The 21,184-nt window shown below is 34.0% G+C and carries 19 protein-coding genes; 10 read left to right on the top strand and 9 right to left on the bottom strand.

Annotation, left to right across the window (positions count from 1 at the left end):
• Positions 1–2,580, top strand: coding sequence for a carbohydrate-binding protein (locus OZP15_RS05085; protein ID WP_281337194.1), 2,580 nt, complete (start codon positions 1–3; stop codon positions 2,578–2,580).
• A gap of 371 nt (positions 2,581–2,951) precedes the next feature.
• Here OZP15_RS05085 and OZP15_RS05080 read toward each other — a convergent pair whose 3' ends face one another.
• The 3 genes from OZP15_RS05080 to OZP15_RS05070 form a co-directional block, all read right to left on the bottom strand.
• A complete protein-coding gene (locus OZP15_RS05080) occupies positions 2,952–3,479 on the bottom strand; it encodes a hypothetical protein (RefSeq protein ID WP_269227410.1) in 528 nt (175 codons plus the stop codon).
• Between the two features lie 131 nt (positions 3,480–3,610).
• Positions 3,611–6,076 carry a TonB-dependent receptor gene (locus OZP15_RS05075; protein ID WP_281337193.1) on the bottom strand — a complete coding sequence of 822 codons (2,466 nt, stop codon included), beginning with the start codon at positions 6,074–6,076 and terminating at the stop codon, positions 3,611–3,613.
• 12 nt (positions 6,077–6,088) lie between these two features.
• Entirely contained in the window at positions 6,089–7,786 is a 1,698-nt protein-coding gene (locus OZP15_RS05070) for a M23 family metallopeptidase (RefSeq protein WP_281337192.1), read from the bottom strand.
• A 172-nt stretch (positions 7,787–7,958) separates the two neighbouring features.
• Here OZP15_RS05070 and OZP15_RS05065 point away from each other — a divergent pair, with 172 nt between their 5' ends.
• The 4 genes from OZP15_RS05065 (at position 7,959) to OZP15_RS05045 (ending at position 11,077) form a co-directional block, all read left to right on the top strand.
• On the top strand, positions 7,959–8,249 hold the full coding sequence (locus OZP15_RS05065) for a hypothetical protein (protein ID WP_269227409.1): 291 nt from the start codon (positions 7,959–7,961) through the stop codon (positions 8,247–8,249).
• An 8-nt stretch (positions 8,250–8,257) separates the two neighbouring features.
• Positions 8,258–8,551: a cell division protein ZapA gene (locus tag OZP15_RS05060; RefSeq protein ID WP_269227408.1), complete on the top strand. Its 294-nt coding sequence runs from the start codon at positions 8,258–8,260 to the stop codon at positions 8,549–8,551.
• Between the two features lie 211 nt (positions 8,552–8,762).
• Complete coding sequence (gene rny, locus OZP15_RS05050; RefSeq protein ID WP_281337191.1) at positions 8,763–10,325, top strand: ribonuclease Y; 1,563 nt, start codon at positions 8,763–8,765, stop codon at positions 10,323–10,325.
• Between the two features lie 179 nt (positions 10,326–10,504).
• A complete protein-coding gene (locus OZP15_RS05045) occupies positions 10,505–11,077 on the top strand; it encodes a Uma2 family endonuclease (RefSeq protein WP_269227407.1) in 573 nt (190 codons plus the stop codon).
• Positions 11,078–11,091: 14 nt separating this feature from the next.
• Here the strand turns inward: OZP15_RS05045 and xerD are convergent, their stop codons facing one another.
• Positions 11,092–11,988, bottom strand: a complete 897-nt coding sequence (gene xerD / locus OZP15_RS05040; protein WP_269227406.1) for a site-specific tyrosine recombinase XerD — start codon at positions 11,986–11,988, stop codon at positions 11,092–11,094.
• A 74-nt stretch (positions 11,989–12,062) separates the two neighbouring features.
• On the bottom strand, positions 12,063–12,659 hold the full coding sequence (locus tag OZP15_RS05035; protein WP_269227405.1) for an outer membrane beta-barrel protein: 597 nt from the start codon (positions 12,657–12,659) through the stop codon (positions 12,063–12,065).
• 254 nt (positions 12,660–12,913) lie between these two features.
• Here OZP15_RS05035 and OZP15_RS05030 point away from each other — a divergent pair, with 254 nt between their 5' ends.
• Together OZP15_RS05030 and aroQ are read left to right on the top strand one after the other, a co-directional pair.
• A complete protein-coding gene (locus tag OZP15_RS05030; protein WP_281337190.1) occupies positions 12,914–13,456 on the top strand; it encodes a porin family protein in 543 nt (180 codons plus the stop codon).
• A 75-nt stretch (positions 13,457–13,531) separates the two neighbouring features.
• Positions 13,532–13,945, top strand: a complete 414-nt coding sequence (gene aroQ / locus OZP15_RS05025; protein WP_269227403.1) for a type II 3-dehydroquinate dehydratase — start codon at positions 13,532–13,534, stop codon at positions 13,943–13,945.
• A gap of 77 nt (positions 13,946–14,022) precedes the next feature.
• On the opposite strand, the gene OZP15_RS05020 is transcribed toward aroQ, so the two are convergent.
• The 4 genes from OZP15_RS05020 to OZP15_RS05005 form a co-directional block, all read right to left on the bottom strand.
• Positions 14,023–14,895, bottom strand: coding sequence for a cation diffusion facilitator family transporter (locus tag OZP15_RS05020; protein ID WP_269227402.1), 873 nt, complete (start codon positions 14,893–14,895; stop codon positions 14,023–14,025).
• Between the two features lie 87 nt (positions 14,896–14,982).
• Positions 14,983–16,293, bottom strand: a complete 1,311-nt coding sequence (murA, locus tag OZP15_RS05015; RefSeq protein WP_269227401.1) for a UDP-N-acetylglucosamine 1-carboxyvinyltransferase — start codon at positions 16,291–16,293, stop codon at positions 14,983–14,985.
• A gap of 81 nt (positions 16,294–16,374) precedes the next feature.
• Positions 16,375–17,103 (bottom strand): DUF4290 domain-containing protein, encoded by a 729-nt coding sequence (locus OZP15_RS05010; protein WP_269227400.1) that lies wholly within the window; start codon positions 17,101–17,103, stop codon positions 16,375–16,377.
• A 97-nt stretch (positions 17,104–17,200) separates the two neighbouring features.
• Positions 17,201–17,485 (bottom strand): DUF493 family protein, encoded by a 285-nt coding sequence (locus OZP15_RS05005; RefSeq protein WP_269227399.1) that lies wholly within the window; start codon positions 17,483–17,485, stop codon positions 17,201–17,203.
• A 150-nt stretch (positions 17,486–17,635) separates the two neighbouring features.
• Between OZP15_RS05005 and OZP15_RS05000 the strand changes: the two genes are divergently transcribed.
• Genes OZP15_RS05000 through fmt form a run of 3 tightly spaced genes read left to right on the top strand, consistent with a single transcriptional unit; the run spans position 17,636 to position 21,031 of the window.
• Entirely contained in the window at positions 17,636–18,169 is a 534-nt protein-coding gene (locus OZP15_RS05000) for an AAA family ATPase (protein WP_269227398.1), read from the top strand.
• 19 nt (positions 18,170–18,188) lie between these two features.
• Complete coding sequence (locus OZP15_RS04995; RefSeq protein WP_281337189.1) at positions 18,189–20,084, top strand: RecQ family ATP-dependent DNA helicase; 1,896 nt, start codon at positions 18,189–18,191, stop codon at positions 20,082–20,084.
• A complete protein-coding gene (gene fmt / locus OZP15_RS04990) occupies positions 20,084–21,031 on the top strand; it encodes a methionyl-tRNA formyltransferase (RefSeq protein WP_281337188.1) in 948 nt (315 codons plus the stop codon). The genes OZP15_RS04995 and fmt overlap by 1 nt, the downstream gene beginning before the upstream one ends.
• Positions 21,032–21,184 lie beyond the last annotated feature (153 nt).

Raw genomic sequence — 21,184 nt, 5'->3', positions numbered from 1 at the left:
ATGAAAAAACAATTTTCTATTACCCTGTTACTGATATTCTTTTCAGTAATAGGGTTTTCGCAAACCATTCAGCGAATCGAGGCCGAAAATTATAATGATTTTAATGGAGTATCTATAGAAACTAATACTGCTCTTTCTGGCGGTAAGAATATAGGAAATTGTAGAAATGGATATTGGATTAAATTCACAGGACACGTCTTTAATCAATATGATACCCGTTTTGATATTGCAGCTGCCAGTAGAACACAAACTGGGTCGCCAACTATTGGGACTTTGGCTGGAACTGTTGAAATAAGAATAGATGCCGTTAATGGTACTTTAATTGGTACAGCCAACATCAATACTACTTCCACTGGAAACTGGACAACATATCAAATTATCCCTGTTAGCATAGCCCAAACAACAGGTACACATGATTTGTATTTCGTATTTAAACCTGTCACAGGGAATAACTATGTAGGCAATTTTGATTATTTTGAAAAAATTACCAATGCCTCCGCAGTCTCCTATAGTTTAACGACCAATGTAAGTCCTGCTGCATCGGGTACAATAACTTCGAATCAATTAGGCAGTCAATTTGTTGATGGAACGCAAATAAGTCTAACGGCAACAGCTAATTTTGGTTACAATTTCGTTCGATGGGTAGATGCTAACGGAAATCCTGTTTCGACAGCTAATCCGGTTACTTTTGCTATAGCTTCAAATGTTACTTATGTAGCAGAATTTAAAGCGGTTAACACCTATAGTATTTCATATCTAAACTCAATTGATGGTTCAATATTAACAGGTTTGACTCCAACAGCATACACCGAAGGAATTTCATCAACTTTGCCTGTTCCAACTTTGATGGGTTACACCTTCTACGGATGGTCAACCTCGCCGACAATCCCAAATACGATAAAAAAAATTGAAACAACTACAACTGGCAATCAGGTATTGTATGCTTTTTGGGGAACAGCTGGGACAAATAATAAAGAAACCCCAGCTTTCCCGGGAGCGGAAGGTTATGGCAAATACGTTACTGGTGGCCGTGGAGGAAGGGTTATATATGTAACTAATTTGAATGATTCAGGCACAGGTTCGCTTCGTGCTGCAATAAATCAGACTGGACCTAGAATTGTTGTTTTCAAAGTATCAGGAACGATTAAACTACAAAGTGAATTGGGCATTACCGACAACATTACCATTGCGGGGCAAACAGCACCTGGAGGCGGTATCTGCTTGCGAGATTATAATGTTACGATAAGAGGAAATAATGTTATTCTACGTTATTTGCGCTTTAGAATGGGCGATGAGCAGAATGTAGAAAATGATGCACTTGGAGCACGTTTTCAGCAGGATATTATTATTGATCATTGTTCAGTGAGCTGGTCAACGGATGAATGCGCCTCGTTTTACGAAAATAAAAATTTCACCTTACAATGGAGTATTCTTTCAGAAAGTCTTCGCAATTCAGTTCACGATAAAGGTGCGCATGGTTATGGAGGGATTTGGGGAGGTATGAAAGCTTCTTTTCATCACAATTTGTTGGCTCATCACGATAGCAGAAACCCAAGACTTGGAGAATATGCAACTCGAACTGTGCCTTTAGAGGGATTGTTAGACATTCGAAATAATGTTATCTACAATTGGGGAGGTAATAGTTGTTATGGTGGAGATGCAATGAATGTAAATTTGGTAAACAACTATTGGAAACCAGGCCCAGGAACTTCTAATTCTACCAAGGAAAGGATTCTGTCCACTGGTAGAAATTTGGACCCGACATCACCTCTTTACGGAATTTGGGGGAAATTATATGTCGATGGAAATTTTGTAAATGGTTCCACTCGTGCTACCCAAGACAATTGGACTTATGGAGTGTATAACCAGTTTCACGGCAGTCAGCTTCCCGTTAGCAATGACGATAAAATAGCAATGAAAATCAATGCACCACACAATCCAGGCGAAATTACAACCCATACCGCAACCAATGCTTATGAACTAGTTTTAGATAATGTAGGAGCAAGTTTATACAGAGATGCAGTTGATAAAAGAGCGGTTGATGATACCCGATCTGGAACAGCATCTATTATGAATGGCGGTAACGGAAGCACAAATGGATACATCGATACGCAATCAGCAGCTGGTGGATGGCCAGAATTGCCAACAGAAGTTGCACCTGTCGATACGGATAATGATGGTATGCCAGATGTTTGGGAAACAGAGAAAGGATTGAATCCTGCCAGTGCTACCGATGGTAACTTGAAAACACTTGACACAGGATATACCAATATTGAAGTTTACATCAATAACATTGTAAAGCAAATAACCGATAGACAAAACGGAACTCTGGCTGTAAATGAATATGCGCAAAAAACCAATTTGTTTTATGTGTATCCAACAGTTGGTAAAAATAAAATAACACTAAAATCAGTTGTTGAAAATGATACCGTAGCATTCATTAGTATCACAGGAATTGTTGTAAAACAAATTGAAACAACTAATCTGGAAACAACAATTGCTATCAACGATTTATCTGATGGGATTTATATTCTCAAAAGTTTAAAAACAGGATTGACAACAAAAATAATAGTTAAATAAATTTTTAGTACTGGATTTTATGCAGTTCCTTATTGAACTGATTAATTTCCGAAAAAAATATTTTTTTATCTGAACAATAGTAATTTGGTTGGGAAGGGAGAGAATTCTTTGGAATTTGATCCCTTTCTTTTTTTATTAGAAACATGAAACTTCATTCAACTCAAGTTTTTTCAATACTAAACTAGTGCTGATTTTGTAATTCTGCAATTGATGAAAATTAATTTAGTTGATCCAAAAAAATTATTAAAAAATATACCGATAAGCTTTTAAAACTGTTGTAAAAAAACTTTGTGATTCAATTAGTAGAACAATTGGGTTTTGATTTCACTATTGAAAAATCAGATTTGGAGAGTGATACTTTGATATAGAGTTTAGTGAATTGTTTTACTTCTATTAAACTTTATCAAAGTAAAAATATTAAGAAGTACAATTCCAAAATAACCAAGATACAACATCCAATGCTTTTTAATAACATCAATCTTTAATTCAAATTCTCTTTTTTCTTTTTCCGCTTCAAATCTTAATTCATCTTCTTTGCTCATTCTGCCTGAAACACATTCATACATTTGTACTGGTTGTGTATTGTTTTGTACAGCTACAGGTTTTTTAGGAGCAGGAACAAAAACCCAAATATCATTTTTATAAGGACAATAAACTGGCATACTTTCTATTGTTATAATATCTAGGACTTTTACAAAAACAGCATAATTTGCTTTGTTCCCAAAATGAATCTTAATACCATTAATTGTATCATTTTCTAACTTTAATTTTCTTAAAGAAACTTGTAATTGATTCAATTTATTATGTTCAATTATTTCAGAATTATTAAAATTAAAGTTTCTGTATTTTCTTATATTAGGAACATTGTTTTCAATAAATACAGATTCTTCAACATACATTAAATTAAATAGTGAATAAACCTTAAAAGAATCATTTTTACAAAAAAACCACAAACACAACAAAGGAATAAAGACCAAGGAGATCATTCCGGGTCTATAATAAATTCGTTTATGTTTCTTTATGATTCCCATTAAAACCTCATATTCACCTTCACATTAAAAACTCGTGTGGTCATATAATTCGGGATGGCGTATTGATTTTTGGAATACACATCACGAACCCAAGTATTGGTAATCGCATTTTGGTTGTCGAAAAGATTAAAAATTTCTACACCAATAGCCAATTCTTTGAAAGGTTGTAACCATCTTTTTGCAGAAGGATTTTGTTCATCAATCAAAACTTTGAAAAAACCAACATCGGCACGACGGTAATCATTCAAACGATTTTGGTATAAATAAGGATCAGAGTATGATGGCGAACCTCCGGGTAATCCTGTATTGTAAACCAAATTCAGGTATAATTTTATACTCGGAATTCTAGGCATATAATCCTGAAACAAAAGCGCAAATTTCAATCTTTGGTCGGTTGGTCTTGAGATATAGCCTTTGCCTTGACTATTTTCTTCTGTTTTTAAATACCCAAAACTAAACCAAGATTCGGTTCCGGGAACAAATTCTCCGTTCAGTCTAAAATCAAATCCTTGCGCATACGCTTTTGCCAAATTAGTTGCTGCGTAACGAATTCGAACATTGTCTAAAGTATAAGTATTCACGTCAGTCAATGATTTATAATAAATTTCAGAAACCATTTTGAAAGGACGATTCCACATCTTGAAACTATAATCATTACTCAAAACAATATGAACCGATTGCTGTGCTTTTACATCCGCTTGGACAACTCCATCCGTATCTCTCAACTCACGATACGACGGTGGCTGATGGTACAATCCACCCGAAAGTCGAAAAAACATATCCTTACTCCAATTGGGTTTCAAAGAAATTTGCGCTCTTGGACTAAAAGTAAATTGCGTTGCACTCTCAATTCCATCACCAGAAACAGTCCAACTTTGGGAACGAACTCCAGCATTTAACCAAATTTCGTTACTACCAATATAACCTTTACTGCTCCATTGCACATAACCAGAAAATCGATTGATGTCAACAAAATTAGTCGCTCTTACATTTTGATACGGAACTAATGGCCCTGTATAAACTTCATAAGGTTCATTCTTAACTGGTAAAAAATCTCTAGGCGGATTGATAGAAAACCCAGCAGAATCGATTACTTCCCACTCAATTACTCGATCTCGAATGGATTCGCGAGTAAATTTGACTCCCCATTCCAATTGGTTCTTCTTGAAATTATAAATTCCTTTTAATTCGGTGTTGATGATTAAAGCATCCAAATCATTTCGAGCGTGATTCAATTGCGAACCGATTCCTCTCGTAAAAGCTACATCGCCAAAGGTGTCTGAACTACTGTCCGCATCTACTTCGCCCAAACGATATTGAGCAAGAATATCAAAATGTTCTTGCTCTTGGGTGTGATACGCCGAAGCAATCAATTTATAAGTAGCTCTTTCAGAAGCCGTATAAGTAGATTTTACGGCTCCAAAATAAGTCGTGTATTTGTCTTTTTCCTGTCCTTCATAAAAAACCAATAACGCCATTGGATTATCGATAGTTCCAAAATTAGTTTGACGTGTTAAGGGTTGGTATTGGTAATCATTTTGAGAAATATTTCCCAAGAAACTAAACTCCCATTTGTCCGAAGGTTTGAAATTGACATTGGTTTGGAAATCAATAAACATAGGTGTATAATTGGTTTCTGTGTCTTGACTATTCACCAAAAGCGAATTATTTCGGTAACGAATTCCTGAAACTTGCGACCATTTTTTATCTTTAGAAACCGCATCAACAGCCACGCTTGCTCCCAGAAAACTAGCCTCGGCAACAGCTCCAAATTGTGTTGGGTTTCGATACGTTATATCCAACACCGAGGATAACTTATCGCCATATTTGGACTGAAAACCTCCCGCCGAAAAATCAATGTTTTGAACCAAATCCGTATTGGTAAAACTCAATCCTTCTTGCTGACCCGAACGAATCAAAAACGGACGATAGACTTCAATTTCGTTTACATAAACCAAATTTTCATCATAATTTCCACCACGAACGGCATATTGCGTACTCAATTCGTTATTGGAATTAACCCCAGGCAGCGATTTCAAAATATTCTCCACACCAGCATTGGCTCCAGGAATTTTCCGAATCGTTTCTGGCTCGATAGTCGTAATTCCTTGAACCCTTTTTTTATTAGTTGAAGTAATAACCACTTCCCCCATTTGCTCGTCTCGATCGTTCATCACCAAATTGAATTCGTAATCTTCATTTGGTTTTAAAGTCAATGTAACCGTAACTTTTTTCAAGGAAATATGCGAAAAAGTTAGCACTACTTTTTGGTTTGCAGGAACTGTGATATTGTAATATCCGTTGATATTCGTTTGAGTAGCATTTCCTTTGCAACTTACATTTACATTGGCAACAGACTGATTATTTTTATCTAAAACAACTCCTTTAACTTTAGCCGATTGAGCAGTTGCTACCAACCCGAAACAGAAAAAAAAGAAAACAAGTATTATTTTATGTAAACCCAAGGAATTTGATTTTTATGGTTTTTGACTTCTAAAAAAACGAGTTTCAAAGATAGTAGAATTCCCTAAATTATCTAGGACAATTATTTTTAAATCATTTGAGCCTTCAGCCACGATTCCGTCGCTAAAATTGTGAGTTATTTTTCGGGTTTTATTATCGTATTCGAATAATGCCCACTTTCCGTTTAGATAACCATTATACGATTTTATACCTGATAAATCATCGCTTATACTGAATTGAATCGATTTTTGATTCGTCAACCATTTTCCTTCAATTGGTTTTGCTATTGTGATTTTTGGTGGAGTTTCGTCAAGAACCAAAGCATATTTTCCTAATGTTTTTACTTTGGTTGTAAAAACATTATCTTTTCTAGAAGTATAATTGTACCCTCTTTTTGCACCATTAATCGTAGCGATGTATAATTTTTCTCTTTGGACTTCGGTGTATTTTTTGTCTTCAATTGTAATAGTGAAATTAGAATGTGCTGGAGTGGTGTCTTTGTCTAAAAACAAAGTATCATTTTGCACATCGAAGTTCAAATTGAAATCATTATAAAAAGTTCCGGCTGGAAAAAAAACCGACATATTATCTTTCTCGAAATTAGAATCTTTTTTTGCCTTCACCCAATATTTTGAAACCACTGGCTCTTGCGGAACTATTGCTGAAGATAATTGATATTGAATTGGCACAGAAACCAGCGTTTTATTTCCATAAAAATCAGAAACTTCAATACGATAAGTTGAAGTCAAATTAGGACTCATTGTTAGAACTCCATAATTAAAATCAGACTTAATGATGCTTAACAAATACGGCGTTTTCATAAACAGTTTTTGCACTCTTTGTTGAGTTGTTTTGTATCTTGGGTAATCAATCAGCGCATTGATGTAACGCATTTCGTCAAAAGAATAGGTATCGAATTGGTAACCAAAACTAGGCGTTCCATTATAAAAAGACTGCACTTTATAGACTCCATTTTTGTTAAACGAAACATCATCATAATCGAAAGCGTTAATTCCAAAACCTATTTTTCCATTGGCCAAAACAGGATCAGCTAGATAAGTTCCGTCTTTTTGCAATTTCAAATTCAGCATCAAAGGTCGTTTGGATTGATTGACCACCGTTACATCATCCAACGGATAAACATAAATACTAGATAAAATAGGTTTCTTGCTGTCTTTCAAATTTTTATCAAAACCAAAAAGCATAGGATTGATAATAAATTCGGTGACATTATCTCGGAATTCAAAATGCAAATGTGGCCCTTCAGAAGCACCAGAATTTCCAGAAAGCGCAATGCGTTGTCCTTTTTTTACCATCATTTGACCTGGTTTTAAAAAAACTTCTATTTCAAAAGACTGTTCTTTATAATGCGTTTTTTTAATAAAATCTTCGATAGAATCTGTTGCTCTTTGCAAATGTCCATACACGGAAGTATAGCCATTAGGATGAGTGATATACAATGTTTTTCCGTTTCCAAAAGTCGAAATTTTGATTCTTGAAATATATCCGTCTGCAACGGCATAAACATTTAACCCTTCTCTTTGCAAGGTTTTCAAATCAAATCCGGCATGAAAATGATTCGGACGTAACTCGCCAAAATTGCCCGACAACTGCATTGGAATATCTAGTGGTGATCGAAAATAATCTTTTGGATAATCGACTTGCGCAAAAAGAGCACTGCAAAACAATAAAGTAAGTAAATAAAATCTCATAGAATTAGGTTTTTCGCTAAGATAAAAGAAAGCTATTAATAAAAAAAACATTAAATTTCAAACAACTAATATTCAGTTAATTAAATAATTTAATGCAAAAAAATGAAGAAAATATTGCATTACTAAAAAGGAATACTAACTTTGTAAGATTATGTAATACGTAGGATATATTATGAGTGTAATTGCAGAAATAATTGATACTCTTGAAAATAAGATTGGAAAACTTTTTACGAAAATAAATAGTTTAGAGCAAAACAATCAAGATTTAAAAACAGAATTATCAAAAGCAGCAACTATCATACAAAATCAATCTCGTGAAATCGAAGAATTGAAATCAAAGTATGAAACACTTAAAATTGCCAACGCATTATTAGGCAGTGACGATAATAAAAGAGATACAAAGCTTAAAATAAATTCATTAATTCGTGAAATTGATTACTGCATAGCACAGCTATCAGATTAGTAAAAAATATGGACGAAAAGCTTAAAATTAAAATATCGATTGCGGACAGGGTTTACCCTTTGACGGTTGACATGTCTCAAGAAGAAGGACTGCGAAGTGCTTCGAAAAAAATTGATATCATGATTAAGCAATTTGAAGAAAATTATGCCGTTCGTGACAAGCAAGATGTGTTAGCCATGTGTGCTTTACAATTTGCCTCTCAAGTAGAACAAAAACAAATTGATAACACCATAAACGGTGACGAAACCATTGAAAGAATCAAGAAAATCAATGCGGTTTTAGATCAATATCTCGATAAATAAAATACGTTCTTTACAATAACTAGGATACTGCCTACATTAGTTCATATTTGGTAAACTCAACACTAACAATTTAGAATGAGCAAATCATCGTTACTATAGCAAGCCAATTCAGTTTGGAAGCTTGAACAGCGAGTTAGCTCAAAACTTGTATTTCCGAGTTTATACAAGCAATCTAATGTAGGCTTTTTTTATATATAAATTTTAATTAACCATGGACATTTTAACAATAATTATTTCAGGAATCGTAGGCATTGCAGCAGGTTTTGGTATCGCTAAAATAATAGAAAAAAGCAATATTTCTAATCTGATTAAGAGCGCAAAAAAAGAAGCTGCTTCCATACTAAAAGAAGCCAATCAAGAAGCCGAAAACATCAAAAAAGATAAAATTCTTCAAGCAAAAGAAAAATTTATCGAATTGAAAGCCGAACACGAACAAGTGATACTTTCTCGTGATCAAAAAATGGCTGAAGTAGAAAAAAGAATTCGTGACAAAGAATCACAAGTTTCAAACGAACTATCCAAAGCTAAAAAAATAAACGACGAATTCGAAAACAAGACAATTGAATACAACTCAAAAATAGAATCATTAGAAAAGAAACAAGTAGAAGTTGATAAATTACACAAAAGCCACTTACAACAACTAGAAGTGATTGCTGGTTTATCTACTGAAGATGCCAAAAATCAATTGATTGAAGGTTTGAAAGCAGAAGCCAAAACCGAGGCCATGTCGCACATTCAAGATACTATTGAAGAAGCAAAATTAACCGCTCAACAAGAAGCGAAGAAAATCATTATAAACACCATCCAAAGAGTTGGAACAGAAGAAGCTGTAGAAAATTGTGTATCTGTTTTCAACATCGAATCCGATGATGTAAAAGGTAGAATCATTGGTCGTGAAGGTAGAAACATCAGAGCTATTGAAGCTGCAACTGGAGTTGAAATCATTGTTGACGACACTCCAGAGGCTATTATCCTTTCGTGTTTTGACCCTGTTCGTAGAGAAATTGCTCGTTTGTCTTTGCACAAATTAGTAACCGACGGAAGAATTCACCCAGCTCGTATTGAAGAAGTAGTAGCTAAAACTACCAAACAAATTGACGATGAAATCATAGAAGTGGGTAAACGTACCGTAATCGATTTAGGAATTCACGGTTTACATCCGGAATTAATAAAAGTGGTGGGTAGAATGAAATACCGTTCATCTTACGGACAAAATTTACTACAGCACTCTCGCGAAGTTTCTAAACTTTGTGGAATCATGGCTGCTGAATTGGGATTGAATGTAAAACTAGCCAAAAGAGCTGGTTTGTTACACGATATTGGTAAAGTTCCAGATACCGAAAGTGATTTACCTCACGCTTTATTAGGAATGCAATGGGCGGAGAAATATGGCGAAAAAGAAGAAGTTTGCAATGCCATTGGAGCACACCACGACGAAATCGAAATGAAATCGTTATTATCGCCAATTATCCAAGTTTGTGATGCGATTTCAGGAGCAAGACCAGGAGCAAGAAGACAGGTTTTAGATTCTTACATCCAACGTTTGAAAGATCTTGAAGAAGTAGCTTACGGATTTAGCGGAGTAAAAAATGCTTACGCCATTCAAGCTGGTAGAGAACTTCGTGTAATTGTGGAAAGTGAAAAAGTTTCTGATGATAATGCAGCTACTTTATCTTTCGAAATTTCACAAAAAATACAAACCGAAATGACTTATCCAGGTCAGGTTAAAGTAACAGTGATTAGAGAAACTAGAGCGGTGAATATTGCTAAGTAAAGTTTAATCGTTTATTTGGTTATTCGTTTATTCGAAGATCAATCAAAATACAAAAGCATTTCAGAATCTTTCTGAAATGCTTTTTTTTGTGATAGATATAAAATTCTAAACATTCGCCAGTTGGATTTTTTTATTGTAATTTATAAATTTAGACTAACTTTGTTTTAAACTATCTAAATATGGGACTTCCTGAAATACTTTACATTAGCCAAAAAGACTATTTAGAAGCCGAACGCTTGGCTGTAGAAAAACACGAATATTTCAAAGGAGAAATTTTTGCCATGAGTGGTGCTTCGATTACACATAACAAGATTTTTTCTAATTCATTTTCAGACATTGGTAGCAAATTGAAAGGTAAAAAATGCCAACCTTTTGGGAGTGATTTAAGAGTTCATATTCCCAAAAATACCTTATTTACTTATCCCGACATCAGCATTATTTGTGGCGAAATAGAAACTACCGATGACAAATTTGATACCATAACCAATCCATCAGTAATTATCGAAATTCTTTCGCCATCGACTAGAAATTATGATAAGGGAGAAAAATTTACTTTGTACCGAGAAATAGATTCTTTGCAAGAATACATCTTGATTGATTCGGAACGTATTATGGTTGAAAAATTCATTCGGAATGCAGATAACAGCTGGCAATTGACAGAATACAAAACTATCGAACAAAGTTTTAGCATTGCAACTGTTGATATTGAAATGCAATTAATTGATATTTATGATGGTATTAAAATAGTTTGATTAACCACTGATTACTATCTCCTCGGATGAAAATTATTAATTACTTCGGTTAAATACCTTCTATCCAAATGCACATAAATTTCTGTAGTAGTTATGGATTCGTGTCCTAACATTAATTGAATGGAACGTAAATCGGCACCATTTTCGAGAAGATGCGTTGCAAAAGAATGACGCAAAGTATGTGGACTAATACTTTTCTTCAAATTAATTTCAGTAGCTAAATTTTTGATTATAGTAAAAACCATTGCTCGTGTCAACTGACTTCCTCTCCTATTCAAAAACAAAGTATCTTCGTGCCCTTTTTTTATATTCAGATGCGTTCGAACAGTATCTTTGTAAATTTGAATGTATTTTTGGGTCAAATCCCCAACAGGAACAAAGCGTTGTTTATTCCCTTTTCCAGTAATTTTAATAAAGCCTTCTTCAAAAAACAAATCAGAAATTTTCAAGGAAACTAATTCTGAAACCCGAAGTCCGCAACCATAAAGTGTTTCTAACATCGCTCGGTTTCTTTCGCCTTCATTAGAACTCAAATCTATTGCAGCAATCAAAGCGTCAATTTCTTTTACAGATAAAGTATCTGGAAGTTTTCTGCCTGTTTTGGGCGTTTCTATCAATTCCATTGGATTGTCAACTCTATAATCTTCGAAAATTAAATAGCTAAAAAAACTTTTTAGTCCTGAAATAATTCTGGCTTGCGAACGAGGATTTACTTCTTTAGAAACACTGTAAATGAATTGTTGAAGGGTTTCTTCGCCTATTTTTATTGGTGAAACCACTATTTGATTTTCGTCCAAGAAAAGACATAAGCGTTCGATATCAAAAGAATAATTGTCAATAGTATTTTTCGACAAACCTCTTTCTATTTTTAGATACGATTGATAATTTTTAATATCCGATTTCCAATTCATAATGCAAAGTAACGGTATTTTTAGGCATAAAAAAACCACGCAAATTGCGTGGTTTACCTTTTTTTGGAAAAAAATTATCTACCCCATTTTCCTCCTCCTACATAGAAACCTAAATGGATTCCTAAATATGAATTAGAAACATTTCCTATTTTTGATCCTGACATATCTTGCAATTCTGATTTTGGAACTAAATTATATTCAATTCCCATTCTGAATTTACCCCATTCAAATCCACCTCTTATTAAACCACCCATTTTACCGCTAGCATCCAATGAAGTACTTGAGGAAGATTCATCAACATCATCAAACTCAACATTTGCAATAGAATAATATCCAGCTCCTCCTCCTATATAAGGGACAAAAGAGCTTCCAGAATTATTGAAATAATAATCATAAGTACCTACGTAAGAACCATTAGCCGAAACTTTAGCACTTGTAGTTTCCCCATCGGTATTAATATCACGAACCATTGCTGCTGCTCCTATACGCAAACCTACATTCATATTATCTTTTAGATTATATTTAGGTTCTAAAGAAAATAAAATACCTCCACCTCCATTAGATGGCACGGTATAACCCAAATCTAAACCTACTCTAAATTTACCCTCTTCTTGAGAATACCCATTTGTAATAGCAAATACTGCAATAGCTGTTAAAATAATTTTTTTCATGTTTGTTTAGTTAAAATTAATTGTAAAACTAAATTAGAAATTAAATGGAATGCGAATTTTAATACAAAGTATAGTTGTTAACAATTTTATTAACAGTTTTAAATAATTAATAAAATAATGACTTTAAATTATCATTATAATCTCAAATAATAATAAAAAATAACATATTAATAATCATAAACAACCCGCAATACTAGTAAATACAATAATGTAACAATTCTAACGTTATAAAAACAACCCTAAATTATACAATTATGAAAAAGACACTTTTAATTACTACCCTATTGATTGCTATCTCATTTAGTACAAAAGCACAAACCTTACAAATTGGAGTAAAAGCAGGATTAAATTACGCCAATTTGAATGGTACACAAATTCAAACTGATGCCATTACAAGCTATCACGCTGGATTGGTTGCCGAAATCAAACTTCTAGACAAATTTGCAATACAACCCGAGCTGTTATACACAACTCAAGGGGCGAGTTACGAAAATGTTGGAGAAGAGTTTAAAAATGAATTGGGCTATATTGCGATTCCTGTTTTGGCAAAAATATATTTAAGCGATTCTTTTAGTTTAGAATTAGGGCCTCAAGCCTCCTTTTTGTTAAGCGAAAAAGACAAATTTAATCCAGCAGATTCTAAAACTTTTGAATTTGGAGCTGCTGCTGGACTAGGTCTTAAAATTACCAAAAACCTATTTATTCAAGGCAGATATGTTTTAGGACTAACTGATGTATCTCCAGATGCAGAATACAAAAATTCAGTCGTACAAGTTTCAGCAGGACTTCTGTTTTAAAAAAATAAAAGCAATATGTATATGAAAACCGTTCTAAATTGGAACGGTTTTTTTATTTTTACGAAAATTATATTTATGAAGATTAGTATTATCAACGGACCAAACCTCAACTTATTAGGAAAACGTGAACCCGAAATTTATGGCTCACTCACTTTTGAAGAATATTTCAATTCTTTGAAAGAAAAATTTCCGCAAATAGAATTCACTTATTATCAAAGCAACGTTGAAGGCGAATTGATCAATAAAATTCAGGAATTTGGTTTTACTTATGATGGTATTATCTTGAATGCTGGTGCTTATACGCATACTTCAATCGGTATTGGCGATGCGGTAAAAGGAATCTCAACTCCTGTTGTAGAAGTACATATTTCGAATACTTTTTCAAGAGAAAGTTTCCGTCACCAATCTTATATTTCAGGAAATGCCAAAGGTGTTATTCTTGGTTTTGGAATGAGAAGTTACGAATTGGCGATACAATCGTTTTTGTAATAGACCTCAATAATTATAAATAAAATCGGGACAAATTTTTAAATTTTGTCCCGACTTTTTATATCTAAAATAATATATTAATAAGCCGTTGGTTCAATATGAATTAAAACATGACCCAGTTCAGGGATTGCTGCTCGCAAAGTATCTTTAAGATGATGCGCTATTTCGTGACCTTCTCTCACCGTAAGATTCGCGTTGACAATGGCATGCAAATCCACATGGTATTTCATTCCTGCTTTTCGAATAAAGCATTTTTCGGTATTGACTACTCCGTTTACTTCTTGCGCTACTTTCCTGATTTCGATAATTAAATCATCGTTCAGATGTTCGTCCATGATTTCTCCAAGAGCTGGTCTAAAAATCAAATAACTGTTGTAGCAAATAAATCCTGCTGCAAAAAGTGCCGCCCAATCATCAGCAGATTCATAGCCCTTTCCTAAAAACAAAGCCGCAGAAATCCCAATAAATGCCGCAACCGATGTTATCGCATCACTTCTATGATGCCAAGCATCGGCTTTTAATGACGAACTATTGGTTTCAAGACTTCTTTTCATCACTATCCGAAAAGAATATTCTTTCCAGATAATTATTGCTCCAAGAATGATGAGCGTCCACGGTTTTGGTAAATCGTGAGGAGTTTGGATATTGATAATACTTTCGTAAGCGATAATAGTTGCCGATGTAATCAGGAAAACCACCACCAAAAAAGTAATCAAAGGTTCTGCCCTACCGTGTCCGTAAGGATGATTTTCATCGGCAGGTTTGTTAGAATATTTGATTCCAAATAAGACTAAAAACGAAGCAAAAATATCAGTTGTAGATTCGATGGCATCTGCAATCAAAGCATAAGAATTACCAAAAAAACCAGCCAATCCTTTGATTAATGCCATGCAAATATTCCCAAATATGCTAAAATAAGTAGCTTTTATGGCTGTTTGCTCGTTTGTCATTTTAATTATTTTTAAACACAAATTCCACAAATTTTCACAAATTAAAAATCTGTGCCAATCTGTGGAATTTGCTATTTATTGAAATTACTAAGCTCTCACAATCTTCGCTCCAATAGCTCTCAATCGTTCGTCAATTCTTTCATAACCTCTGTCAATTTGCTCGATATTTTGAATGGTGCTGGTTCCTTTTGCTGAAAGTGCTGCAATCAACAAAGAAATTCCTGCTCTAATATCTGGCGAAGACATGGTTGTTGCTTTTAGTTGTGATTTGAAATCATGACCAATAACTACGGCTCTATGTGGATCACACAAGATAATTTTGGCGCCCATATCAATCAATTTATCAACAAAAAACAAACGGCTTTCAAACATTTTTTGATGAATCAATACATCTCCTTTGCATTGTGTTGCCACAACCAAAATGATACTCAATAAATCGGGAGTAAATCCTGGCCAAGGCGCATCAGCAATGGTAAGAATCGAACCGTCTATGTCGGTTTTTACCTGATAACCATCTTTGTGAGCTGGAATATAAATATCATCGCCTCTTTTTTCTAAAGTGATTCCTAGTTTTCTGAAAACACTTGGAATAACTCCTAAATTAGACCAACTAACATCTTTAATGGTTATTTCGCTTCTAGTCATGGCCGCTAGTCCGATCCAGCTTCCTATTTCGATCATATCTGGAAGAATAGTATGAGTACAACCTCCAAGACTTTCTACACCTTCGATAGTCAATAAATTGGATCCAATGCCCGAAACTTTTGCTCCCATGGCATTCATCATTTTGCACAATTGTTGCAAATAAGGTTCGCAAGCAGCATTATAAATAGTTGTTGTTCCTTTTGCCAAAACAGCAGCCATAACAATATTTGCTGTTCCTGTAACCGAAGCTTCGTCCAATAACATATCTGTTCCTGTCAATCCTTCGGTTGCTTCTACTCCATAAAAATGATCTTCTTTATTATAACGGAATTTTGCACCCAAATTGATAAAACCTTCAAAGTGAGTATCTAATCTTCTGCGTCCAATTTTATCTCCTCCTGGTTTTGGGATATATCCTTTTCCAAAACGAGCTAAAAGTGGTCCAACAATCATAATGGACCCTCTTAATGCTCCACCTTCTTTCTTGAAGGCTTCAGTTTCTAAATAACCAACATTTACATCATCGGATTGAAATGTATAAGAGCCAGGTCCATTTTTTTGAATTTTAACCCCTAAATTTCCTAAAAGAGTAATCAGTTTATTGATGTCAATAATATCTGGAAGATTGTTGATAGTTACTTTTTCTGGAGTTAATAATACAGCACACAGTATTTGCAATGCCTCATTTTTTGCTCCTTGTGGCGTGATTTCGCCTTTTAGGCTAACGCCTCCTTCGATTTTAAAAATTCCCATATTTTTTTAAATTAAAAATTAAAAATTTAGAATTAAAAATTATAACCCTATTGAGGATTTTTAATTTTTAATTCTAAATTTTTAATTAGTTGGTTTTCTATTTTGATTTTTATGTGCAGGATTTGGCTTACCTGACTTGGCATTTTTATTACTTTGTATTTTTGGCTGACCAGGAGGTGTAATTTTATTAGAAACTCTCTTATTCGTACGCAATAAATCTGTCGTTGTTAAAAGCTCTTCTGTACTTTGCAACAAATTTAGTTTCCCACCTGATAATTCGTATAAATGTTCAAAAATTACATCGTCTTTAACCGTGTCTTTGTTCCAACTCAAATACGATTTTTTCATGTGATTAGCGATTACTTTGACCAACGCATTTTTCATTTCGCCTTCCTCCCATTTATTGGCAACATCAATCATATATTTGATATTGTTACCATAAAATCGGTACTTCGGAAAATTTTGTGGGTATTTCAAAACATCGGGTTTCAATTGTAAAACCTCACGAGTTGGCACCGGATAAGGCGATTCTACATCCAATTTAAAATCAGACATTATAAAAAGCTGATCCCATAGTTTGTGCTGAAAATCAAGTACATCACGCAAATGCGGATTCAAACTTCCCATTACCTGAATGATGTATTTTGCGGCTTTGTTACGCTCTTCTCTATCTTCTATGGCAGTAGCTTGGTCAATCAATTTTTGCAAATGACGACCGTATTCTGGAATAATCAAATGCGGTCTTTCGGCATTGTATTCTAAATTGAAGACAACGTCATTTGAGTTTTCTTTTATATATTTTGGAGTCATATTTTTGAATTATTTAGGCACCAATAACGTGCCTGTTTGAAAAGCAATCTTTCTTCTAAAATTGCTTGATTGAGTTTTTTTTTTTTTTTTTTAAAATTTATAGAGAAATAATTCCTTCGATTGTAGAAACTTCAATGTACTTATCTATTATTTCTTGAGAATCTTTGGCAGTAACATCAACAGAAATACTTGTAAATTTTCCGGTTTTGGATTTGGTCGTTTTTATTACTGCTCCCATACAATTAAAAGCTTCTTCTACACGCAAAACGTTGTCATTTACAGAAGGAACAATAAATTTGTACAAATAATTAGCTGGCCAAGTATTGCTTGCATCCAACTCCACCTTTAACCGATCATAAAATTCTTGAGTGTTCTTATCCATCCTTGAAAATAAAAAATAAAAGCAAATATACAGTTTTGAAATAACATTTTAGATTTTAGAATGTAGATTTTAGATTGCAGAAACTTTCTGCAAATATAATTTTTCGGAATACGAATAACTTTAGGTAAATTTGCGCTTTATTCGAAAAAAGTGAGCAAAGAAATCATAGTAATTATAGGCGGACCTGGAACTGGAAAAAGTACTCTCATCGATGGATTAATTGACAAAGGTTTTTGTTGTTATCCTGAAATTTCCCGACAAGTAACTTTAGAAGCCAAACAACAAGGCATCGATCAATTATTTCTTGAAAACCCTTTATTATTCAGCGAATTATTATTAGAAGGCAGAAAAAAGCAATTCGAAAATGCACAAAACGAACCTCACGAAATAGTTTTTATCGACCGTGGAATTCCTGATGTTGTTGCTTATATGGATTACATTGGCGACAGTTATCCCGCTCATTTCGATTTGGCTTGTCGAGAATACCAATACTCCAAAATCTTTATTCTTCCGCCTTGGGAGGAAATATATGTAAGCGATGCTGAACGTTATGAAAATTTTGAGCAAGCCAAACTCATTCAAAACCATCTTACTGCAACCTACAAAAATTATGGCTACGAGCTGATTGAAGTTCCAAAAGGAACTGTAGATAATAGAATTTTATTTATATTAGAGCAAATTTAGCACTAAACTTCAATCTAAAATGCAAGAAGCATTAGCTATACTTAAAAAATACTGGAAGCACGACGCATTTAGATCGCCACAAGACGAGATTATCCATTCGGTTTTGGATGGAAAAGATACTTTTGGTTTGATGCCAACTGGCGGTGGAAAATCAATTTGTTTTCAGGTTCCCGCTTTGATGAAAAACGGAATTTGTTTGGTTATTTCGCCTTTGGTTGCTTTGATGAAAGACCAAGTACAACGTTTGCATGAACTCGGTATCAAAGCGATTGCATTGACAGGCGGCATTCAATCGGACGAAATGATTAATCTTTTGGATAATTGTGAATTTGGTAATTATAAATTCTTGTATTTATCACCTGAACGTTTGCAATCGGATTGGATTTTAGAACGAATCAAAAATTTACCCATCAATTTAATTGCCATAGACGAAGCACATTGTGTATCGCAATGGGGTCACGATTTTCGTCCCGCTTATTTGAAAATTGCCCAGTTAAAAATCCATTTTCCTAAAATCCCTTTTTTGGCATTGACGGCTTCGGCTACCAAAACCGTTCTGGACGATATTATTCTTCAATTGAAATTGGATGAACCAGTACTTTTTCAGAAATCTTTTGCTAGAAAAAACATTGCTTATATGGTTTTTGAAGTCGAAGACAAACTCTATCGAATGGAGCAAATTCTGAAAAAAAATCCGCAACCGTCTATAATATATGTTCGAAATAGAAAATCCTGTTCGGATACTGCTTCGCAATTACAATCTTTGGGTTTCAAAGCTACTTTTTATCACGGCGGATTATCTGCTAAAGAGAAAGAAAAAAACATGAGCCTTTGGATGAATGAAGAAGCACAAATTATGGTTGCCACCAATGCTTTTGGGATGGGGATTGACAAAGCCAATGTAAAAACGGTTATTCACGTTCATCTGCCTGAAAGTATGGAAAGCTATTATCAGGAAGCAGGTCGTGCAGGTAGAAATGAGGCCAAAGCATTTGGAATTATTCTGACTAGTCCATCGGATAAAGTACAGGCTGAAAGTCAATTCATCAACGTATTACCCGATAAAAAATTCCTTACCCAAGTGTATATCAAATTATGCACTTATTTTAGGATTGCTTATGGCGAAGGAATTGATGAGCAATTTTCATTCAATCTGAATCATTTTTGCCAGAAATATCAATTTCCAACGGTAAAAACATTCAATGCCATTCAGTTTTTAGATCGTCAAGGTGTTTTGAGTTTGTCACAAGAATATTCCGAAAAAATCACCATACAATTTATCATCGAATCCAAAGAAGTTATTCGATATATAAGTTTGAATACCAATGAAGAACCTGTTATTTTGGCTTTGCTTCGTACCTATCCTGGAATTTACGAATCGCAAACAGCTATTAATTTATCCTTGATTGCCAAGAAATCAAATGCTGATGAAGCACAAATTCATACTATTCTCGACAAATTACAAGAGCGAAATATTATTGACTATCATAAAAAAGGCAATGATGCTACGATTATTTTCAATGAAATTCGAGAAGACGAACTAACCATCAACAGAGTTTCGAAATATTTAGAAAAGCAAAACAAACAAAAAGTAACTCAATTCGAATCGGTTTTGCATTATATAAACGAGAAGAAAGTTTGCAAAAGCAAATTGATTCTGGATTATTTTGGCGAGAAAACTGAAACTGATTGTGGTATCTGTTCGTATTGCGTTTCCAATAAAAAGAAATCTAACGACACTACTTTGATTCCAAAAAAAATCCTAGAATTATTAAAAACACAGGAATTGAATTCGAGAGAAATTCAATTCCTGACTAAAAACAGCGAAGACGATGTTATCTTTGCGTTGCAAAATTTATTGGAACACAATAAAATTGCCATTCAACCCAATAATAAATTTACTTTAAAAATATAATGGAGCAATTACGAATCGTATTTATGGGGACTCCTGAATTTGCCGTTGGCATTCTAGACACCATAATCAAAAGCAATTATAATGTAGTAGGCGTTATCACGGCAGCAGATAAACCCGCAGGTCGTGGTCAAAAAATAAAATATTCAGCAGTAAAAGAATATGCACTGGCTAATAATCTTAATTTATTACAGCCAACAAACTTAAAAGACGAAAGTTTTTTAGAAGAATTGAAAGCGTTAAATGCCAATCTTCAAATTGTTGTTGCTTTCAGAATGTTACCAGAAGTAGTTTGGCGAATGCCCAAATTAGGAACATTCAACCTACACGCATCTTTATTACCTAATTATCGTGGAGCGGCTCCCATAAACTGGGCTATTATTAATGGCGATACAAAAACAGGAGTTACTACTTTTTTTATCGATGATAAAATAGATACAGGTGCGATGATTTTAAGTTCGGAAACTGAAATTACTCCAGAGGAAAATGCAGGACAATTACATGATCGATTAATGAGTTTAGGAAGCGAAACTGTTATAGAAACTTTGGCATTGATTGAAAAAGGAAATTTTACTACAATTATCCAAACAGAAAACCCTGAAATAAAAACAGCCTACAAATTAAACAAAGAAAACTGCAAAATTGACTGGACAAAACCAGCCGTTGAAATCTATAATTTGATTCGTGGGTTGAGTCCATATCCATGCGCTTGGTGTTTTATTAGTGATAAAGACGAAGAGTGGAATGTAAAAATACACGAAACAAAATTGACTTTAGAAGGGCATAATTATGATATTGGACAATTGATTTGTACCAAAAAAGAAATGAAAATTGCTGTACAAGATGGATTTATTGAGGTATTGAGCATACAATTCCCTGGAAAAAAGAAGATGAAGACCTCGGAATTGCTTAATGGAGTCGCATTTTCAGCCGATGCAAAAGCTTATTAACCCCTATAAAGCGGGTATTTTTTGATTATTTTTAAAGATTTTACCTAGGTTTATAAACAAAAAAGATAAGTTATTAACAAATTGTGCTAAAATTAAACAAAAGACTTGTAAGGGATGTAAATCCTACTAAATTTGTTATTATTAACAACGATT

It is taken from the genome of Flavobacterium eburneipallidum, from assembly GCF_027111355.2.
Lineage (GTDB): Bacteria > Bacteroidota > Bacteroidia > Flavobacteriales > Flavobacteriaceae > Flavobacterium > Flavobacterium eburneipallidum.
This window is presented reverse-complemented; position numbering and strand designations above follow the sequence as displayed.